15 protein-coding genes and 1 tRNA gene are annotated in these 21078 nt (G+C 65.8%); 14 read left to right on the plus strand and 2 right to left on the minus strand.

Annotated features, from left to right (window positions below; translation table 11 throughout):
* The first annotated feature begins 77 nt into the window (after positions 1–77).
* The 7 genes from lon (at position 78) to SJY41_RS02945 (ending at position 8182) form a co-directional block, all read left to right on the plus strand.
* Complete coding sequence (gene lon, locus SJY41_RS02915; RefSeq protein ID WP_380778916.1) at positions 78–2471, plus strand: endopeptidase La; 2394 nt, start codon at positions 78–80, stop codon at positions 2469–2471.
* Positions 2472–2599: 128 nt separating this feature from the next.
* Entirely contained in the window at positions 2600–2872 is a 273-nt protein-coding gene (locus tag SJY41_RS02920; RefSeq protein ID WP_380778917.1) for an HU family DNA-binding protein, read from the plus strand.
* A gap of 67 nt (positions 2873–2939) precedes the next feature.
* Positions 2940–3014, plus strand: a tRNA-Val gene (locus tag SJY41_RS02925).
* 255 nt (positions 3015–3269) lie between these two features.
* Positions 3270–3908 (plus strand): CerR family C-terminal domain-containing protein, encoded by a 639-nt coding sequence (locus SJY41_RS02930; RefSeq protein ID WP_380778919.1) that lies wholly within the window; start codon positions 3270–3272, stop codon positions 3906–3908.
* The gene (locus SJY41_RS02935; RefSeq protein ID WP_380778921.1) at positions 3905–5089 is read left to right on the plus strand and encodes an HlyD family secretion protein; all 1185 of its coding nucleotides are present in this window, start codon (positions 3905–3907) and stop codon (positions 5087–5089) included. The genes SJY41_RS02930 and SJY41_RS02935 overlap by 4 nt, the downstream gene beginning before the upstream one ends.
* 1 nt (position 5090) lies before the next feature.
* Positions 5091–6719: a DHA2 family efflux MFS transporter permease subunit gene (locus tag SJY41_RS02940; RefSeq protein WP_380778922.1), complete on the plus strand. Its 1629-nt coding sequence runs from the start codon at positions 5091–5093 to the stop codon at positions 6717–6719.
* Positions 6719–8182 carry an efflux transporter outer membrane subunit gene (locus tag SJY41_RS02945; RefSeq protein ID WP_380778924.1) on the plus strand — a complete coding sequence of 488 codons (1464 nt, stop codon included), beginning with the start codon at positions 6719–6721 and terminating at the stop codon, positions 8180–8182. The genes SJY41_RS02940 and SJY41_RS02945 overlap by 1 nt, the downstream gene beginning before the upstream one ends.
* Positions 8183–8417: 235 nt before the next feature.
* Here the strand turns inward: SJY41_RS02945 and SJY41_RS02950 are convergent, their stop codons facing one another.
* Positions 8418–8753 (minus strand): DUF6481 family protein, encoded by a 336-nt coding sequence (locus SJY41_RS02950; RefSeq protein ID WP_056058003.1) that lies wholly within the window; start codon positions 8751–8753, stop codon positions 8418–8420.
* Between the two features lie 309 nt (positions 8754–9062).
* On the opposite strand from SJY41_RS02950, the gene SJY41_RS02955 reads away from it, so the two are divergent.
* Both SJY41_RS02955 and SJY41_RS02960 read left to right on the plus strand, forming a co-directional pair.
* Positions 9063–10691, plus strand: a complete 1629-nt coding sequence (locus SJY41_RS02955) for a hypothetical protein (protein ID WP_380778926.1) — start codon at positions 9063–9065, stop codon at positions 10689–10691.
* A gap of 108 nt (positions 10692–10799) precedes the next feature.
* The gene (locus SJY41_RS02960; protein ID WP_380778929.1) at positions 10800–13592 is read left to right on the plus strand and encodes a TonB-dependent receptor domain-containing protein; all 2793 of its coding nucleotides are present in this window, start codon (positions 10800–10802) and stop codon (positions 13590–13592) included.
* A gap of 268 nt (positions 13593–13860) precedes the next feature.
* On the opposite strand, the gene SJY41_RS02965 is transcribed toward SJY41_RS02960, so the two are convergent.
* Positions 13861–14517 carry a prolyl hydroxylase family protein gene (locus tag SJY41_RS02965; RefSeq protein ID WP_380778931.1) on the minus strand — a complete coding sequence of 219 codons (657 nt, stop codon included), beginning with the start codon at positions 14515–14517 and terminating at the stop codon, positions 13861–13863.
* Between the two features lie 134 nt (positions 14518–14651).
* On the opposite strand from SJY41_RS02965, the gene SJY41_RS02970 reads away from it, so the two are divergent.
* The 5 genes from SJY41_RS02970 (at position 14652) to gspG (ending at position 21076) form a co-directional block, all read left to right on the plus strand.
* A complete protein-coding gene (locus SJY41_RS02970; RefSeq protein ID WP_380778933.1) occupies positions 14652–15470 on the plus strand; it encodes a type II secretion system protein N in 819 nt (272 codons plus the stop codon).
* A gap of 10 nt (positions 15471–15480) precedes the next feature.
* Entirely contained in the window at positions 15481–17688 is a 2208-nt protein-coding gene (gene gspD, locus SJY41_RS02975; protein WP_380778935.1) for a type II secretion system secretin GspD, read from the plus strand.
* Positions 17689–17867: 179 nt separating this feature from the next.
* A complete protein-coding gene (locus SJY41_RS02980) occupies positions 17868–19346 on the plus strand; it encodes a GspE/PulE family protein (protein WP_380784039.1) in 1479 nt (492 codons plus the stop codon).
* Between the two features lie 39 nt (positions 19347–19385).
* A complete protein-coding gene (gene gspF, locus SJY41_RS02985; protein ID WP_380784040.1) occupies positions 19386–20612 on the plus strand; it encodes a type II secretion system inner membrane protein GspF in 1227 nt (408 codons plus the stop codon).
* 8 nt (positions 20613–20620) lie between these two features.
* The gene (gspG, locus tag SJY41_RS02990; protein ID WP_380778937.1) at positions 20621–21076 is read left to right on the plus strand and encodes a type II secretion system major pseudopilin GspG; all 456 of its coding nucleotides are present in this window, start codon (positions 20621–20623) and stop codon (positions 21074–21076) included.
* The last annotated feature ends 2 nt before the right edge of the window (positions 21077–21078 follow it).

Consider the following 21078-nt stretch of genomic DNA (forward strand, 5'->3'; position numbering starts at 1 on the left):
AACCAATTGATGGACGGTTCATCCTCACCATATAAGCTGTAGATTATGCCCCCATGCAGGCACCCACCGGAGCGTTCATGACCCAGTACCCCGTCCTTCCCCTTCGCGACATCGTCGTCTTCCCGCACATGATCGTGCCGCTGTTCGTCGGCCGCGATAAGTCCGTTGCCGCGCTCGAAGCGGCGATGGCGGCGGACAAGGAGATTTATCTCGTCGCGCAGGTCGACCCGGCCGAGGACGATCCCTCGCGCGACGACCTGTATTCGATGGGCGTCACCGCGACCGTGCTGCAGCTGTTGAAGCTCCCCGACGGTACCGTCCGCGTGCTGGTCGAAGGCAAGCAGCGCGCGACGCTGGACACGCTGGACGAGAGCGGCGAGTTCTTGACTGCGACCGTAGAACCGGTCGCCGATGTCGAAGTCGAGGGGGCCGAGGTCACCGCGCTGATGCGTTCGGTGGTCGATCAGTTCGAGAACTATGCCAAGCTCAACCGCAAGCTCGCTTCCGAGACCGCGGTACAGATGTCGGAGATCGAGGACGCGTCGAAGCTTTCCGACGCGGTCGTCGCCAACATCGCGATCAAGGTCGCCGAGAAGCAGGCGATGCTGGTCGAGATCGACCCATCGAAGCGTCTCGAGATGGCTATGGTCGCAATGGAGGGCGAGCTGGGCGTCCTGCAGGTTGAGAAGAAGATCAAGAGCCGCGTCAAGCGCCAGATGGAGAAGACGCAGCGCGAATATTACCTCAACGAGCAGTTGAAGGCGATCCAGCGCGAACTCGGCAACGAGGACGGTGAGGGCGAAGGCGACGAGATCGCCGAGCTGACGCAGAAGATCGCGACGCTCAAGATGAGCAAGGAAGCACGTGGCAAGGCGACGTCCGAGCTGAAGAAGCTCAAGACGATGGCGCCGATGAGCGCCGAGGCGACCGTCGTGCGCAATTATCTCGACGTGCTGCTCGGGCTCCCCTGGGGCAAGAAGTCGAAGATCAAGAAGGACATCGCCGCCGCACAGGTGACGCTGGACGAGGATCACTACGCGCTCGAGAAGGTCAAGGACCGGATCGTCGAGTATTTGGCGGTGCAGGCGCGCACCAACAAGCTGAAGGGGCCGATCCTGTGCCTCGTCGGCCCTCCCGGCGTCGGCAAGACCTCGCTCGGCAAGTCGATCGCCAAGGCGACGGGGCGCGAGTTCATCCGCCAGTCGCTCGGCGGCGTGCGTGACGAAGCCGAGATCCGCGGTCATCGCCGCACCTATATTGGCTCGTTGCCAGGCAAGATCGTGACGAACCTCAAAAAGGCCGGCACGTCGAACCCGCTGTTCCTGCTCGACGAGATCGACAAGCTCGGCCAGGATTTCCGCGGCGATCCGGCGTCGGCGCTGCTCGAGGTGCTCGACCCGGAGCAGAACGGCAAGTTCCAGGATCACTATCTGGAGGTCGACATCGACCTGTCGGACGTGATGTTCGTCTGCACCGCGAACTCGCTCAACCTGCCGCAGGCGCTGCTCGACCGCATGGAGATCATCCGTCTGGAGGGGTATACCGAGGACGAGAAGGTCGAGATCGCCGAGCGCCATCTGGTCGAGAAGCAGATCGAGGCACACGGCCTGAAGCCGGGTGAGTTCACGCTGACGCAGGAGGGGCTTCGTACGCTCATCCAGCAGTACACGCGTGAAGCTGGCGTGCGTACGCTGGAGCGCGAGATCGCCAAGCTGTGCCGCAAGGCGCTGCGCCAGATCCTCGAGAACAAGACGACCAGCGTCACGATCACGCCCGAGAACATCGGCGAATATGCCGGCGTGCAGAAGTATCGCCACGGCCTCGGCGAGACCGAGAACCAGATCGGTGCGGTCACCGGGCTCGCCTGGACCGAAGTGGGCGGCGAGTTGCTGACGATCGAGAGCGTGACGGTCGCGGGCAAGGGGCAGGCCAAGCTCACCGGTAAGCTCGGCGACGTGATGAAGGAGTCGATCGAGACCGCGTTCAGCTTCGTCAAGGCACGCGCGCCCAGCTACGGGATCAAGCCGAGCCTGTTCGCGCGGAAGGACATCCATATCCATCTGCCCGAGGGTGCGGTGCCGAAGGACGGTCCATCGGCGGGCATCGGCATGGTCACGTCGATCGTCTCGACGCTGACCGGCGTGCCGATCCGGCGCGAGGTCGCGATGACCGGCGAGGTGACGCTGCGCGGTCGCGTGCTGCCGATCGGTGGCCTCAAGGAGAAGCTGCTGGCGGCATTGCGCGGCGGAATCGAGACCGTGCTGATCCCGGCGGAGAATGAGAAGGACCTCGCGGAGATCCCGGCGAACATCAAGGCGGGGCTGAAGATCATTCCCGTTTCGCACGTCGACGAGGTGCTTCGCCTGGCGCTCACCGAGCCGCTCGAAGCGATCGAGTGGACCGATGCGGACGAGTTGGCGGCGCTGCCACCCGCACCGATCGCGCCGGTCGGGGGTAGCTTGCACCACTGATCCATGTTTGGATCGAGAGCGATGACGCGGCGGTTTCGTTTGACAGCAGACGGGGCCGCCGCATTATTGCGTGCTGAGTGCGGTCGTGAGTCCATCGCGGCCGATTCGAGTTTTTTCCGGGGGATTATATGAACAAGCAGGAGCTGATCGCGACGGTTGCCGACACGTCGGGCCTGGTAAAGGCCGACGCAGTCAAGGCTGTCGAGGCGGTGTTCGAGGCAATCGAGGCATCGTTGAAGAAAGGTGACGAGGTTCGCCTGGTCGGTTTCGGTACGTTCTCGATCTCGAAGCGCAAGGCGTCGACCGGCCGCAATCCCCGCACCGGCGAGCCGATGACGATCAAGGCGTCGACCCAGCCAAAGTTCAAGGCCGGCAAGGGCCTGAAGGACGCGGTCAACTAGAACCGGTGTCGATAGGGCTGGACAGGTGGACGGGGTCTGCCTAAAGGCCCGCTTCCGAACGAGTTTCGGGCGCGTAGCTCAGTGGTAGAGCACACCCTTCACACGGGTGGGGTCGCTGGTTCAATCCCAGCCGCGCCCACCAGATTTACGCCGGCTCCCTCGCACGAGGGGGCCGGCGTTGCTGTTTCTGGCATCCGTTCGGAGCCGCGATACCTTCGTGTCATTCCTGCGGAGGCGGGAACCGATCACCTCAAACGGGCTTGATAGCCGCCAAGGTTTGCCCCCCGTCGTTGGGTTGACGAATGTGGTAAAGGGCAGCGCCAATCTTCACCCTCATTTCCAACATGACAGCTTCTTCACTAGCCTGGTTCGTTCGATCGAACTATCCGCACAGCGAATGGTTCAGTCCCGACTCCTCGACATCGCGATCAGCGAATTCGGCACCAAGGGGCTGGAGGGTGCGAGCACGCGCGGGATCGCCGCCGCGGCCGGCACCGCGATGTCGTCGATCACCTATCACTACGGTGGCAAGGAGGGTCTGTACCTCGCCGCTGCCGATCGCATCGCGGAGCGCATGTCGGCGGTAATGGGCGATCCGTCCGAGCTGTCGCATGATCTCGCGGCTGACGACGTCGGCGAAGCCCGCGCCCAGATCCACCGCATCTTCGGGCGGCTCGCGGACAAGATGGCGAGCAACGAGAGTGCCGACTGGACGCTATTCGTGCTTCGCGAACAGATGAAGCCAGGCGCGGCGTTCGAACGCATCTATGGCGGCGTGATGGGCCAGATGGTGCGCAGGCTCGCCGACCTCGTCTGCATCGCCACCGGTTGCGCCGAGATCCGCACCGGTCGGATCGCGACGATCACCTTGATGGGGCAGGTGCTGAGTTTGCGCGCCAGCCGCGCGACCTGCCTCAAACTGCTCGAGCGCGACACGCTCGAACCCAAAGACATCCTCGATATCAAGGCGCGGATCGACGCCAATATCGACGCCATTCTCGATTCGATGCGTGCTGAAGAACAGGGCCAGGCATGACCGACCAGAACACTCACTCCGATAACGACCATGACGACGCCAAGAAGGACGATGACCGCAAGTCCGATCCGAAGGGTGAGGACCGGCAGTCCGATACCGACCAGCAGGATGAGTCCGACGAGGACGAGAATGACAAGAAGCCGTCGGTTTTCAAGAAGCCGCTGTTCTGGATCATCCTTGTCATCGTCGTCGGCGGGCTGATCATCGGCGGGGTGCTGTACTGGCTGCACGCACGGCAGTTCGAGTCGACCGACGATGCGTTCGTCGACACGCACATCGTCCGGCTTGCGCCACAGGTCGCCGGCACGCTGGTGCAGGTCGCCGACATCGACAACCGCCACGTCGAGGCCGGGCGGCTGCTCGCGGTGATCAAGGCGTCGGGTCGCGACTCCCAGGTCGCCGAGGCGCAGGCGAACGAATCGCAGGCCCGCGCGCAGTTCGCGCAGGCGCAGGCGCAGGTCACCGCCGCCGAGGCGCAACGCCAGCAGGCCGCCGCACAGGCGCGCGTCCCGATGGCGGCGGCAGTGAAGGCGCAGCAGGATCTCGCCCGCTACGAGGCGTTGCTGCGGCTCGACCCGAGCGCGGTCGCCGGGCAACAGCTCGATCAGGCGCGCGCCACGGCCCGCCAGACCGCCGCCGATGCTGCCGCCGCCCGCGAGCAGATCGATACCGCCACCGCCCAGATCAGTGTCGCGAAGAAGCAGGTCGGCGCGGCGAAGTCGGTGATCGACGCCCGCCGCGCGCAGGTCGACCAGGCGAACGTCACGATCGGCGATCTTCGGCTGACCGCACCGGTGGCGGGACAGGTGGTCAACCGCTCGGTCAACGTCGGCTCCTATGTCGCGCCCGGCACGCAGCTGATGGCGATCGTGCCCGACACGATGTGGATAACGGCCAACTTCAAGGAAACGCAGCTCACGCTGATGAAGATCGGCCAGCCCGTCGACATCCATGTCGACGCGTATCCCGGTGTCTACTTCAAGGGCCATGTCGACTCGATCCAGCGTGGCGCTGGCCAGGCGTTCGCCTTGCTGCCCCCGCAGAACGCGACCGGCAACTATGTGAAGGTCGTCCAGCGCGTGCCGGTGCGGATCGTGTTCGACGCCAAGAATGGCCCCGATCCGAAGCGCTATCCGATCGGCCCCGGCATGTCGGTGGTGCCTACCGTCAAGGTCCGCTGAGGTGGCAAAGTCTTCCTCCAAGGCTGGGGGCAAGGTCGATGCGGGGGGCGGCCACAGCTGGTCACCGAGCCGGTCGGCTGCGGGCAAGTACAGCCCGTGGCTGATCGTCGCGATCATCTCGATCCCGACATTCATGGAGGTGCTCGACACCTCGATCGCCAACGTCGCGCTCGATCATATCTCGGGGGGGCTGTCGATCACCACCGATCAGGCGACGTGGGTGCTGACCAGCTACCTCGTCGCCAACGCGATCGTCATTCCGATCTCGGGCTGGCTGTCTGACGCGATCGGCCGGAAACGCTATTTCCTGCTGTCGATCGCGCTGTTCACGCTCGCCTCGCTGATGTGCGGCCTTGCGCCCAATATCGCTACGCTCGTCGTTGCCCGGGTGCTGCAAGGCATTGGTGGCGGTGGCCTGGCGCCGGTCGAGCAGTCGATCCTCGCCGACACCTTCCCGCCCAAGCAACGCGGGATGGCGTTCGCCGCGTTCGCGATCGTCGTGGTCGTCGGCCCCGTGCTTGGGCCGACGCTTGGCGGCTATATCGTCGAGTATTCGAGCTGGCACTGGGAGTTCCTGATCAACGTGCCGGTCGGCATCGCCGCGTGGTTCCTGGTCGAGACGTTCGTGGACGAGCCGGACCAGGTGAAGAAGGACCGTGACGAGCGGTTCAAGAACGGCCTGACGATCGACTATGTCGGCGTCGCGCTGGTCGCACTCGGGCTCGGCTTCCTTGAGCTCACCTTCGATCGCGGCGAGCGCGAGGACTGGTTTTCGAGCGGGTTCATCGTCATGTCGGCGATCATCGCCGCGGTGTCGCTGGTCACGCTCGTTATCTGGGAACTGAACCACAAGGACCCGGTGATCGACCTCAAGCTGCTGAAAAACCGCAATTTCGCGCTGACCATCGGCGTGATGGGCGTCACCGGCATGATCCTGTTCGGCACGACGCAGCTCATCCCGCAGATGCTGCAACAGGTGCTCGGCTACAGTTCGCTCGACGCCGGCCTCGCGCTGACCGCCGGCGGTCTGGCGACACTCGTTATGGTGCCGTTCGCAGGGCGGTTGAGCGGCCTCGTCGACGTCCGTTTCCTGCTGTTCCCGGCGTTGCTGGTGCAGGCGTTCGCGCTGTGGAACATGAGCCACCTGACTGCGGACATCGCGTTCTCCGATGCGGCGTTCGCGCGGCTGTTCCAGGCGATGGCGCTGCCGTTCCTGTTCGTGCCGATCAACGCGATCGCCTATGTCGGTCTCAAGCAGACGCAGACCGCGCAAGCGTCGAGCCTGCTCAACGTCTCGCGCAACCTGGGCGGCACGATCGGCATCTGCTTCGCGCAGACGCAGCTGGCGGGCGGGTTGCAGCGGCATCAGTCGGAACTGACGCAGACGCTCAATCCGCTCGATCCGAACTACAATGACTGGATGCAGAAGGCGGCGAGCGTGTTCGGCGGACAGGGCGATTCAACGACGCCTTTGGCCGTTCTGTACAGTCAGATGCAGCGGCAGGCGACGATGCTCGCGTTCCTCGACGTGTTCCGCGCGATGATGGTGGTCGTGCTGTGCGTCGCGCCACTGGTTCTATTCATGCGCTCCGGCAAGACCGGCAGCGCGCCCTCGGGAGGGATGCATTGATGCGTGCGCGGTTCATGGTGGTTGCGGTCGCGGCCCTGCTCGCGGGGTGCACCGTCGGCCCGAATTACGTCGCTCCCGAGATGGCGGTGCCGCCGGCGTTCGTCGGCCCGCAGGCTAGCGTTGGTACTTCGGTTGACCCGGTGCGCTGGTGGTCCGCGTTCGGCGATCCGCAGCTGGACGGCCTTGTCGAGCGCGCGCTCAAGGGCAATCCCGACATCGCGATCGCCGCCTCGCGCGTGCGCCAGGCGCGATTGCAGGAGATCGTCGCGCGCTCGCAGGGGTTGCCGAGCGTCAACGCCAGCGCCAGCCCAAGCCATGTCGAGTTCAGCAAGAATGCCGGCCTCTCGTCGATCGCGCGTGCGTTCAGCGGCGGTACTGGGGCAGGCGGCACCGGCTCGACCGGCGGCATCGCTCTCCCTGGCAGCGGGATCACGACGTACTCGGTCGGGTTCGACGCGAGCTGGGAGCTCGACCTGTTCGGCGGCGTCCGGCGCAGCACCGAGGGCGCGCGGGCACGGACCGAAGCTGCGGTCTGGTCGAAGCGCGACGCCGCGGTAACGCTCGCCGCCGAAGTCGCGCAGGCGTATTTCGCGCTGCGGCTCGACCAGGCGCAGATCGTGACGATCGAGGGCGAGATCGTCCGCCAGCGTCGTGCGCTGGAGATCGCGGGCAACACTGCCAAGGTCGGTCTCGTGCCGCCGATCGACGTTACGCGGCAGCGTGCCTCGATCACATCCACGGAAGCGCGCGCCGAACCGGTCCGCGCCGATGTCGACGTCCGCATGCACGCGCTGGCGATCCTGCTTGGCGAGCCACCCGCGACGCTGATGGCCGAACTCGCAGCACCTTCGGTCGCACCGCTCGGCGTACCGACTATCCCAGCCGGTTTGCCGTCGGAACTGTTGCGTCGTCGTCCGGACGTGCGTGCGGCCGAGCGCGATCTCGCGGCGTCGACCGCGGATATCGGCGTGGCGGTGGCGGATATGTATCCGAAGTTCAGCCTTACAGGGATGAGCCAGCTGATCTCGACCGCGCTCGGCAATCTGTTCTCGGGTGACAGCCTCCAGCTGACCGCGAGCGGTGCAGCGCAGTTTCCGCTGCTCGACTGGGGCCGGCGCAAGTCGACCGTGAAGTCGCGCGAGGAGGACCGCGAGCAGGCGTATCTGCGCTATCGCTCGACGGTGTTGCAGGCGTTGCGCGACGTCGAGGATCCGCTTGCGCAGATCGCGGCCGAGCGGAGGCGGAACGCGGCGTTGCAGCGCGCGGTGGTCGATGCGCAGAGCAGCGCGAAGGCGGCGGAGTCGCAGTACCGGACCGGCTTCGTGGCGCAGACGACGCTGCTGAATGCGGAGACGGACGTGCTGACGGCGCGCGAACAGCTGGTGTCGAGCGATGCACAGTTGCGGCAGCTGACGGTGGCGTTGTTCAAGGCGTTGGGGGGCGGTTGGGAGCAGGCGGAGTAGGGGGCCGCTTCAAATCGGTCCGTTACACCGCACTTCTTGTTCTCCCGCGAAGGCGGGAGAACAGTCTGGGCTCCCGCCTTCGCGGGAGAACAAATTGGTCAGTGGACTGCGCTCCGTTACCTCGACCTTGCCAACTGGGCCCCGGCCTTCGCCGGGGTGGCGGTCTTTTTGGAGACGGTTGCTCCAAGCGGGTAACGGGTAAATTAAAATGGGCGGCCATACAGCCGCCCCAAAATCACTTCTTCTTGTTCTTCCGCGCCGCATACTTCGCGTCACGAATCGCCTTCTTCTCGGCATCGGTCAGTTCGACCTTGGCCTCGGCCTCGCGCTTCTTAGCAGCAGCAGCCTCGGCCTCGGCCTTCTTCGCAGCCTTGGCCTCATCCTCTGCAGCACGCTTGGCAGCGCGCTTCTCGCGCTCGGCCAATTCCTTGGCCTCACGCGCGGCGAGGCGCTCGGCTACTACGGCTTCGTCGATCGGCGGCTTGGCACGCAGCGCTTCGAGCGCCTTCTGCTTGGCGGCGGCTGCGCTGCTCGTACGGTCCTGGAAGCTGGGGTCCTTGAAAGAGGCCATTGTCGTGAGATAATCCTGTAATATCGGTCTGACCGTCCGCACGCAGGAATGCGTGGGCAGTGACTCTGGCAGCGCCTGTAAATCATCGCGCGCCGGATCGGAAGAGATGTGTTCGATAGCGCGGTTTTCAACCCCGTGGGCCTTAAGCGCCCCGATCGGCCGTCATCGAACCGTCATATCATCGTCACGCAAGCGTCACCGAAATCGCATCGCAGCGTCATCTGGCCAGCCTAACCGCCAACTCACGGTCGGCAGGGGGGAGCCTGGGTCGATCCGAACACACAACGGTACGACTCGGGAGTCCTTCGCATGACCAGCTTTACTCGCCTCGGCACGATCCTGCTGACCGGCACGGCCTGCCTCGCACTCACCGCATGCGGTGGCGCCGACGACGTCGCTTCGCCGGGCGCAGGCACGGTGATCATCACCCCGCCGGCCACGCCGACCCCGACGCCGTCCACCCCGACGCCGACCCCATCGGCGATCACGGCCGCGCAGTTCGCCTCGACCTCGGGCGGCCGCTCGGACGGTACGATCACGATCAGCGCCGACGAGCAGCTTGCGATCGTCAACGCTGGCACCAGCAACAACGTCAGCGGCACCAACGTCCTGACCGGCGTGTACCCGACCGCCGCGACGTCCGCCACGACCGCGACCGACCCGTCGTCGATCAACCCGTTCTTCGCCAGCACCAACTTTGTCGGCGCGCTCAACGGCCCGACCGACACCGCGTTCCAGGGCTGGACCTGCGCCTCCACGTCCGCCGAGTTCGGCGGTAGCACGACCGCGCGTTGCACCGCGGTTCCCGCCGTCGGCGCTGGCGGGTCGACCGCGGCGTGCCCGACCGGCACGATCGACGACGGCCTGGTCCAGACGTTCCGCGCCTGCCGCCTGCCGACCAACATCACGTCCAGCCTGACGCTGCCGAAGATCGCCGGCGTGTTCTACCGCCTGCGTGGCCAGACCGAAGTCGGCGCCGATGTCGGCACGACCGGTGCCGATACCGGCGTGACGCTGACGATCGCACCGGGCGTCGTCGTCGCCGCGGACTCGACCGAAGTCACCGCCGATCTCCTGCTCGTCAATCGCGGGTCGAAGATCAGTGCGGTCGGCACGCGCGACGCGCCGATCATCTTCACGTCGCAGCAGAACCTGACCGCCAACGGCGTCAGCGATGCGACGCAGGGCCAGTGGGGCGGGATCATCCTGCTCGGCCGCGCCCCCGTCGCGGTCTGCGCCACGGGTACCGGTCCGAACAACGCCGGCGGCACGAGCACGACCTGCCAGCAGGCGATCGAAGGCGTCACCGGGCGCTTCTACGGTGGCCCGACCGCAGCCGACAACAGCGGCACGATGCAGTATGTCCAGATCCGCTACAGCGGCATCGCGATCAGCGATGGCAACGAGCTCCAGGGCCTGACGCTCGGCGGCACCGGTTCGGGCACGACGATCGATCACGTCCAGAGCCACAACTCGGCCGATGACGGCATCGAGATCTTCGGCGGCACCACGAACATCAAGTATTTCGCGGTCACCGGCGCAGACGACGACGGCTACGATATCGACAACGGGTATCGCGGCTTCATGCAGTTCATCATCGCCGCACAGCGCCTGCTGGGTGCGACCGCCGACTCGTTCTCGACCGAGATCGACTCGAACGGTGCCGAGGACCTGTTGCCACGCACGTTCGGTCAGTATTCGAACTTCACGTTCGTCCAGACAGCGCTTGCGCCGGCCGCGATCCGCCAGCGCGGTGGTTCGGACATGCGCTTCATCAACGGCATCGTGAAGTCGCCTGCGACCGTCGCCTGCCTCAACCTGATCGCGCAGGAAACTAGCCAGGCCGATCGCTCGACGATCCGCGCGGCCGATGCCTCGAAGCAGGACCAGGGCCCGCCGATCTTCACGTCGGTCTACTTTAACTGCAACGGCCGGTGACGCCTCCGGTCGGCTCTCCGCAGTCGATGATGTGAGCAGCGATGCCGGGGTGGTTCCAAAGACCACCCCGGCATTCGCCCATAGACCCCCTGATCTGGATATTCGGCCATGCAAACGCGCTTCGGCTATGCCACCTTACTTCTCCTGACCTCGCAGCTGGTCGCGCCGGCCGTGCTCGCCCAGACCGGCGGCGCCGCACCGGCTCCAGCTGTCTCGCCACCCGCCACGACGACGCAGACCGGTCCGACCTCGACGCCGGTGGACACCTCCGCGCCCCAGGCTGCCGGAGCGCAAGCCGAAGTGTCGGCGCCGGGCTATGATCCCAATGGCGGCGAGGACATCGTTGTCGTCGGCCGCAACATCCCGAATTTCGTCCGCGCGACTCCGCAGGTCGTCTCGGTCCTGTCGACCGAGGACATCGCGCGCACCGGCGAAGGCGACATCGCCGGCGCGCTGTCGCGCGTCACCGGTCTCAGCATCGTCGGCAACGGCTTCGTCTATGTCCGCGGTCTCGGCGACCGCTACTCGTCGTCGCTGCTGAATGGCTCGCCACTGCCGAGCCCCGAGCCGCTGCGTCGCTCGGTGCCGCTCGACATCTTCCCGACCACGATCGTCGGCTCCGCGCTGGTCCAGAAGACCTATTCGGTGAACTATCCCGGTGAATTCGGCGGCGGCGTGATCAACCTCACGACCAAGGCGATCCCGGACAAGAACTTCCTGTCGTTCGGCGGCTCGGTCTCGGCCGACACCGCGACCACCAGCGAACTCGGCTACACCTATTATGGTGGCGATGCCGACTGGATCGGCTTCGACGACGGCACGCGGAAAGTGCCGAGCTTCATCAAGAACGCACCGAGCGGCACCGGCAACATCTCCGCGGCACAGGCCGCGACGCTCAGCAACGCCTCGACCTCGCTGCTCCAGCGCAACAACCAGCTCCCCGCCAATTTCTCGGGCGAGATCAGCGGCGGCTCGGTGTTCGACATCGGTTCGGGCCGCCTCGGCGTGATCGCGTCGGTCAGCGCGAGCAATACCTTCCGCACCCGCAGCATCACGCAGCAGGATTCGGTCACCAACGAAGGTCTGCTCCGCAACGATTTCCAGACCCTGCTGACCGACAACCGGATCGTCGCCAACGCGCTGATCGGCGTCGGCTACGAGTTCGGCGAGAACAGCATCAAGCTGACCAACGTCTATATCCACGACACGCTGAAGCAGGCGCGTGGATCGGCGGCGACCACCTACAACAACTCGAGCGGCCTGCGTTTCCAGCAGAACACCAACTGGTTCGAACGCCAGCTGTTCGAGAGTCAGCTGGTCGGCGCGTTCAAGCCGACCGACGCGCTGACGCTCGACCTCCGCGGCGCCTATGCCAACTCGAAGCGCAATGCGCCGTACGAGCGGCAGTTCGACTATCTCTGCTCGAACACTACCACGACCGGCCAGCCCATCACCGTGCAGGATCCGAACGGGACCGGCGGCGCGCAGTGCAACGGCGCCTACCAGGTGACGCAGCGCTTCTCGCCATTCGCGTCGATCATCTTCAGCGAATTGAAGGAAGACCTCTACAGCGGTCAGGCGGATGCCGCGTACAAGCTGTCGACCGAGCGGCCGATGACGCTGTCGACCGGCTATTTCTACTCGGATACGAAGCGCACGTCGTCGCGTCTCCAGTTCAACTACCAGACGCCGCGCGGTGGCGGCACCGCGCCGGGCTATCCGTACAATCTGCTCCGTCCGGATTACCTGCTCGCGATCGATACCAACGATCCGCTGAACTCGCTCGAATTGCAGTTCAACACCCCGCTCGGTGCGTATCAATATGATGCGTCGCTTCGGATCCACGCGGGCTATGTCCAGGCCGAGGCCGAGGCGACCGACGGTGTCCGCGCGACGATCGGCGTGCGCTACGAGACGGCGGACGAGCGGGTTACCCCGATCGGTGCGACCACGACGCGACTGAAGAACGACTATTTCCTGCCGGCCTCGACGCTGACCTGGAACTTCGCGCCCGACATGCAGCTTCGTGCGAGCGCGTCGAAGACGATCTCGCGCCCGCAGTTTCGCGAGCTTGCACCACAGCAGTTCCGCGATCCCGAATCGGATCGCCTGTTCTTCGGTAACCCGCTGTTGCAGGATACCAAGCTCTACAATCTCGATGCGCGCTACGAATGGTTCTTCGCGCGTGACCAGCGATTTACGCTCGGCGCGTTCTACAAGCGGATCGACAAGCCGATCGAGCAGGTCGGGTTCTATACCGGCGCCGACGATCGTCTCCAGACCGGCTTCACCAACCTGCCCAAGGCCAAGCTGTACGGCGGCGAGGTCGAGTTCCAGAAATACGTGCCGCTCGACACGCTCGGCAGCGATTTCTTCGCGACGCGCCGCCTGCTGTTCATCGCCAACTACACCTATACGCAGTCGTCGATCACGGTGGACGGCAGCTGCGTCCCGAACGTGGTGGACCAGACGACCAAGGTCGCGGGCTGCCAGACCGGGTTCGCGCCGGCCACGGGTAATTTCCGCGACGGTGCGCCGCTCACCGGCCAGTCGGACCATCTGGTCAACGTCCAGCTCGGGCTGGAGGACACCAAGTCGCTGTCGCAGATCACGGTGTTGTTCAACTACGCCAGTGACCGCGTGACCAACCGCGGCCCGTCGAACCTCGGCGGCACGGGCTTCCTGCCGGACATCATCGAGAAGCCCGGCATTCGCCTCGATCTCGTCGCCCGCCAGGGGGTCGAACTGCGCGGCGCCAAGTTCGAGGTGAAGGCCGAGGCACGCAACCTCACCAAGACGCGCTTCACCGAGGGCCAGACGTTCGAGAACGGCAACAAGGTGTACATCAACCGGTATAATCTGGGCCAGGTGTTCACGCTGGGGATCAGCACGACCTTCTGAGGAAGGGGGCGGTCGTTCAGGTTGAGCTCCAGAGGCGAGCGCAGCCGGAGCGACCAGCCCCCTAAGAAGGGGACCTCCCCGGTGAAGGCCGGGGCCCAGTTGGAAAGGTCGGCATAACGTAACGCCGTCCTCCGTCAGCAAAGTTGCCCAACTGGACCCCGGCCTTCGCCGGGGAGGTGCTTTGAGAGTGCTAGGTGCTGAGGCGCACGAGTTGCCGCTGCGCCAAGCCGTCCGTTCTCGCTGGACCAATCATGGCCCTCGACCAAGCCTAGCCCCACGGCTTCTCGCGAAACCATTTGGTGATCACATACTTGACCCCTGCACGCACCTTCATGCCGTGATGCAGCGTCGCCGGATTCATGCTCCCATCGGCGCGCCGGTTGTTCCACGCCAGCAGCTTGCCCGTTTCCGGCTGGACGATCTTGTCGATCGCCTTGAAGCGCGTCGCGCCGCCGGCGTCCGGCTGGTTGAGGTAGATCATGACGGTCCACGTCCGATTGCCCGCAACCCCGCAATAGCGCTGATAATCGACGCCGTTCGGCTCGAAATAATCGGTATGGCCCTTGAACTCCTGACCGACGGCATAGCGCTGGCCCTGGAGCGGTTCGCCGTGGACCGGGTCGAGTCCGGTCAGCGCGGCAATCCGGCGCTCGACCTCGATCGTCATCGGGTCGATCGGCGAAAGGTCGCCGGTCTCGCTGGTCCGGTAGTTCGCATCGCCGTTCGAATCGGAGATCGTCGACGGGCGCCGCACCGCGTCGATCTGTTCGATCAACGCGGCACACAGGTCCGACGGCAGGAAGTCGCGCCGTACGAACAAATCGAGCTTCGCGCTCGGTACGCGCTGCACGCCGGGCACGGACAGCCGCGCGATGACCGGTTCGGGGGGCAGGCCGGAGCCGCTGGAAGGAGTTTGCTCGGGCATCCGCGTCTTCTGCCAAGCCGAAACGCGGAGCGCTACCCCGCGAAACATCCGCTATCGACGCGCAAGCCATTGACGCGGAATTGTAACATGGCATGCCTACGTGCAAGAGAGCCGGAAATTGGGATGGGTCGCGCATGCGATTGAAGCTGGACGCGCGGGCGCGCCGTATCTTGCGGCGGATGCCGGTCGTGAATGTCTATAGTGTCGTCGAACTCGCGCTGCTCGCCGGCCTTGGGGTGCAGTGCGCGCGGCTCGTCTGGACGGTCGTTACCCCCATCACGCCGCTTGGCGATTGGCGCCCGGCCGCGCCGATGGTCGTCGGATCGCCCGCCGATCTATTGCGCAGCTTCGATCCGTTCTTCCGTCTGGGGGGCGCCGCCGGTGCGCCCGCGACGGTGACGTCGCTGCAACTCACGCTGTTCGGCACGCGGATGGACGAGGCGATGGGCCGCAGTTCGGCGATCATCGCCGGTCCCGACGGCGTTCAGCAGAGCGTCGGGGTAGGTGATGAGATCCAACCCGGCGTCCGTCTGAAGGCAGTTGCGTTCGATCACGTCACGATCGACCGGGGCGGCGCTGACGAGGACCTGTTCCTCGATCAGTCGGGCGCCGTCACGCCCGTGGTCCCAGGCGCCGCGCCGGCTGGCGCAGCGGCCCCGGTCGTCGGCATTCCGGTCGCGCAACTCCGCAGCGAGATCGGCTTCATCCCGCGTATCGATGGCGGCCGCATCAGCGGGCTCACCGTCCGCGCGCAGGGCTCGGGCAATGCGTTTCGTTCGGCCGGGCTCAAGGACGGCGACGTCGTCACCTCGATCGGTGGCCGACCCGTTTCCGGCCCCGGCGATCTCGACCGGGTCACCAAGGATTTCGCCGGCGGCGGCAACGTCCCCATCACCGTAGAACGCGGCCGGGATACCCTGCCGCTCGCCATCACGATCGCGCCTCCCCAATGAAAATGGCCCAATGAAAAAGCTTATTATCGGTCCCGTCGTCGCGCTCGCGCTGGCCGCCAGTGTCCATGCGCAAACCACGCTCAACGTCCGCGACGCCGATATCCGCGCGTTCATCGCCGATGCCGCCAAGGTCACCGGCCGCACGTTCATCATCGACAACCGCGTCGCCGGCAAGGTGACGGTCGTCACCGATCGTCCGCTGTCGCGCTCCGAATATTTCGAGATATTCCTGTCGACGTTGCGCGCCAACGGCCTCGTCGCGGTGCCGACCTCGAACGGCGCGTTCCGCGTCCAGCCGCTCGACAACGCCGCCTCGCAGCCAAGCCGGATCGGCGTCGCGGGGGCGGCCCGCAACAGCTATGTCACCGAGATCGTCCGCCTCCGCGCGATCGACGCGCAGTCCGCGGTCGAGACCGTCCGCCCGCTCGTCAGCGCGCAAGGCTCGGTCAGTGCGAACCGTGGCGGCAACAGCCTCGTCGTGGTCGACTTCGCCGACAATATCCGCCGCATTCGCGAGGTTCTCCGCCGGATCGACACCGATACGTCGTCGACCCGCGTCGTCGCGCTCAAGAACGCCAGCGCCAAGGAGATCGCGACTGCCTTGCAGGGCCTGATCGGTACGGGCACCGGCGGCGGGCAGGGCGGGGCGGCCGCGACCGGCCCGAGCGCTTCCGTGGTTGCCGTCGAGGGTTCGAACGCGGTTGCGCTGCGTGGCGATCCAACCACTGTCGCACGCTTGGCGCAGGTCGCGGCCGACCTCGACCAGAAGGCGCGCAACGGTACCGAGATCAAGGTCGTTTTCCTCGAGAACGCCGATGCCGAGCAATTGCTGCCGGTGCTCCAGGAACTGGTCGGCCAGACCCCGACACAACCGACGCAAACGGCGCTGTCCCGTTCCAATTTCGGATCGAGCAGCACCAACGGCAACGCGGGCGGCCAGTCGAACGTCTCGCAGCCACAGATCCCGCAATCGGGACCTAGCTCGAGCGGGTCTTCCGGTTCGGGCCAGGCCGCGATCACGGCAGCGGGCGGCAAGACCGCCGCCGTCGTCACGCGGTTTGCCGGCGCCAACGCGATCGTCATCGCCGCCCCCGCCGAGATCCAGCGTCAGCTGAACGAAGTCGTCCGCCAGCTCGATACGCGTCGTGAACAGGTGCTCGTCGAGGCAATCGTCGCCGAAGTCTCCGATTCCACCGCTCGGACGCTCGGCGCGCAGTTCCTCATCGGCGATCCCAGCGGCGGTGCATTCGGCGCGTCGACCTTCGCCAATTCCGCGCCCAACATCCTGCAGATCGCCGGTGCGATCGGCGCGACCCAGCTCAACACGTCGAGCACCACGACCACCAACACCGATGGCAGCACGACGACGACCAAGAACACCAGCGCGGCAGCGGACACGCTCCAGCAGTCGGCGATCGCCTCGATCCTCGGCGCGGCGGGCGGCTTTGGCGGGTTCGGCGGCAAGATCGGCAGCACCTTCTTCGGCGCGATCATCAACGCGGTGAAGAGCGACACGACCTCGAACCTCCTCCAGGTCCCGCACCTCGTCACGCTCGACAACCAGGAGGCGCACAGCCTCGTCGGTCAGGAGATCCCGATCACCACGGGGCAGGCGCTGAGCACCAATTTCGATAACGCCTTCCGCACCACGCAGCGCCAGAATGTCGGCATCGAACTGACCGTGCGGCCGCAGGTGAATTCGTCGGGAACGGTGAAGCTCAACCTGCGCCTCGAGGTCAGCTCGATCGCCGGCCCGGTATCGAGCGACAACAGCGACCTGATCCTCAACAAGCGCGAGGTGGAGACCGTCCGGACCGTCGACGACGGCCAGATCGCGGTGATCAGCGGCCTGCTCGACGACAACGAACGCCGGACGATCGAGAAGATTCCGCTGCTCGGCGACCTGCCCGTGCTCGGCCACCTGTTCACCTCGAAGGCGAAGCAGCGTTCGAAGACGAACCTGATGATCTTCATCCGTCCGACCATCCTGCGCACCGCGGAAGACAGCCGCCGCCTGACCGAGCAGCGCTACGGCTATGTCCGCCTGCAACAGGGGCTGCAGGAGCCCGGCGTGGAGCCGTCGATCGACCAGCTCGTCCGCGATTACATGGGCGCGGCGCCGCCGATCCCGTCCGGTCCGATCCCGGGCAGCATCGAGGACCCGCGCATCGCCGTCCCGGTGCGGACCTCGACGATGGTCGTGCGGCCCAGGAAATGATCATCCGCGAAGGCCACGAGATCGGCGCGTCTACTCCCCTCCCGCTTGCGGGAGGGGTCGGGGGAGGGGCTGCCTTGATCACGGACGACGCAATCGAGGGGTATGTCATTCCCTCCCCCAACCCCTCCCGCGAGCGGGAGGGGAGCAGTGAAGCGTCATCATCGGCAACGCTCCCCCAGATCACGATCCCCTACGCCTTCGCCCGAAAGTTCGGCGTCGTCGTCGATCACACCGACACCGATTCTCACCTCACCGTCGCGATGCGCGCCGGCGCCGATCCCAAAGTCCTACTCGAGCTCCGCCGCTATCTCGCGCGCCCATTCGACGTCACCTTCGTCGAGCAGGTCGCGTTCGACCGCCTTCTCTCGAACGTCTACGCGATGGACGGCCAAGCCAACGCGCTAGCCGCGGTCGGGATGGGCGACGAACTCGACCTGCTCGCCGGCGACATGCCGACCGCGGAGGACCTGCTCGACACCGCCGACGACGCGCCTGCGATCCGGCTGATCAACGGCATCATCGCCGACGCCGCCCGCAACGGCGTGTCGGACATCCACATCGAGCCCTACGAGACCGGCCTCGTCGTCCGCATGCGGATCGACGGCGTGCTCCGCGAGACGCTGCGCATGCCACCCAACGTCGCGCCGGTCGTCGTCAGCCGCATCAAGGTGATGGCCCGCCTCGACATCGCCGAGCGCCGCGTGCCGCAGGACGGCCGCATGGGGCTGACGCTGGGCGGAAAGCTGCTCGACGTCCGCGTCTCGACGCTGCCCTCGCGCGCCGGCGAACGCGTCGTGCTGCGTATCCTCGACAAGGAAAACGCCGGCATCGACCTGGAGGCGCTCGGCCTGCCGCCCGCGTTGTTCGCACTGCTGAACGAAGCACTGAGCGAACCCAACGGGATCATCCTCGTCACCGGCCCGACCGGCTCGGGCAAAACCACCTCGCTCTACGCGGCGCTCCGCCTGCTCAACGACGGCAGCCGCAACATCCTGACCGTCGAGGACCCGGTCGAGTACGCCGTCGACGGCGTCGGCCAGACCCAGGTCAACCCGAAGGTCGGCCTCACCTTCGCGGCGGGCTTGCGCGCGATCTTGCGACAGGATCCCGACGTCGTCATGGTCGGTGAAATCCGCGACCGCGAGACCGCCGAGATCGCGGTGCAGGCGTCGCTCACCGGCCATCTCGTCCTGTCGACGGTCCACACCAACGACGCGATCGGCGCGATCACGCGCATGCGCGACATGAAGGTCGAAAGCTTCCTGCTTGCGTCGACGCTGCGCGCGGTGATCGCCCAGCGCCTCGTCCGGCGGCTGTGCCCAACCTGCCGCAGGGCCGTGCCCGCGTCGGACACGGTAGCCCCGCTGCTCGGCATTGCGCCCGACGCGATCGTCTACGTCGCGCAAGGCTGCGAAGACTGCAACCAGACCGGCTACAAGGGCCGCATCGGCGTCTTCGAGGCGGTCCGCATCGACGACACCATCCGCCGCCTGATCAACACCGACGGCCACGAATCCGAAATCACGGCACACGCCTTCGCCAAATCTCCGAACCTCGCACAGTCCGCGCGCGACCTCGTCCTCTCCGGCCAGACGACGGCGGAGGAAGCCGTCCGGGTATCCCGCCGCGACACCACCGAAGTCGTCGAAAATGCGTAACGCCCCAGAGATCCTCCTTGGAACGGGGAGGGCAGGATGATGGCTGACTTCGACTATATCGCGATCGACACCAAGGGCGCCGAACGCCGCGGCCACGTCGCCGCGTCGGACATCGACGTCGCGCGTGCCACGCTCGATGCGCGTAAATTCTACGTCGTGAAGATCACCCCCGGCGCGCCGCCACAGGCGTCGAAAGGCCGCCCGCTGTTCGGCCTTCAGCTCGGCACGCCGAAGATGTCGGGCAAGAATCTCACGCTCTTCACCCGCCAGCTCGCCACCCTGAACCGCGTCTCGCCACTGGAGGAGTCGCTCCGCACGATTACCCGCCAGACCGAGCAGGACAGCGTCCGAACGATAGTCCAGCACGTCCACGCCGGTGTCGTCGAAGGCCGTCGCCTGGCCGACGCGATGGCGCGCGAACCGAAAAGCTTCCCGCCACTCTATCGCGCGATGGTCTCGGCCGGCGAAAGTTCGGGCTCGCTCCCGACCATCCTAGACCGCCTCGCAGCCCTGCTCGAACGCCAGGCGGAGATTCGCGGCAAGCTCATCACCGCGCTCGCCTATCCCTCGATCCTCGCGCTCGTCGCGTTCGGCGTCGTCACCGCGCTGATGATGTTCGTCGTGCCGCAGGTGGTCGAGCAGTTCGACACGGTCGGCCAGCAACTCCCGCTGCTCACGCGGATGGTGATGGCGTTCTCGGCGTTCCTCGTCGGCTATTGGTGGGTCATGCTGCTGATCGTCGTGGGCGGCGGTCTGGCCGGTTGGCGGGCGCTGAAGGACCCGACGATCCGACTCGCGTTCGACGGGTGGCTGCTCCGCATCCCGCTGCTCGGTCGCCTGATCCGAGACCTTCACGCAGCCCGGATGGCGCGCACGCTCGGCACGATGGTCGCAAGCCGCCTGCCTCTGCTCGACGGCCTCAACCTGACGGCCAGCACGATCCACAACCGGCGCCTCCGCCAGGCCTCGGACCAGATCGTCGACGCGATCCGCGGTGGCGGCAGCTTGTCCGCCGCCATGCGCCGCGCCGGCGTGTTCCCGCCGCTGCTGACGTATCTCGCGGCATCGGGGGAAGCCGCCGGTCGCCTCGACGAGATGCTGGAGCGCGCCGCCGACTATCTCGAACGCGAGTTCGACCGCTTCACCGCCACCGCATTGTCGCTGCTCGAACCGCTGATCATCGTCGTGATGGGCGGCATCGTCGCGACGATCGTGCTATCCATCCTGCTCCCGATCCTCCAGCTCAACACGCTGGCCGGACAATGAGGTTGTTCATGCGTCCCGAAGCCAAGAAACGTCCCGAACTCCGCAAAAAACGCGAAGCCGGCTTTACCCTAGTCGAGTTGATGGTCGTGATCGTCATCATCGGCCTGTTGGCGACGATCGTCGCGCTCAACGTGCTGCCCTCGGGCGATACCGCGCGCATTCAGAAGGCCAAGGCCGACATCGCCCAGATCGAGGGCGGGCTGGAACTCTACAAGCTCCAGAACATGACCTTCCCCAACACCACGCAGGGCTTGGGTGCACTCGTTACGGCGCCCGCCGGCCTGACCGATCCGTCGCGCTACCAGCGTGGCGGCTACCTCAAGAAGCTCCCGAACGATCCCTGGGGTCACCCATATCTCTACGCCTCGCCCGGCGCGCACGGCGAGGCGGACGTCTGGACATTCGGTGCGGACGGCAAGGAAGGCGGCGAGGGGATCGATGCCGATATCGGCAGCTGGCAATAAGC

Source organism: Sphingomonas sp. R86520, from assembly GCF_042466285.1.
Classification (GTDB): Bacteria; Pseudomonadota; Alphaproteobacteria; order Sphingomonadales; family Sphingomonadaceae; genus Sphingomonas.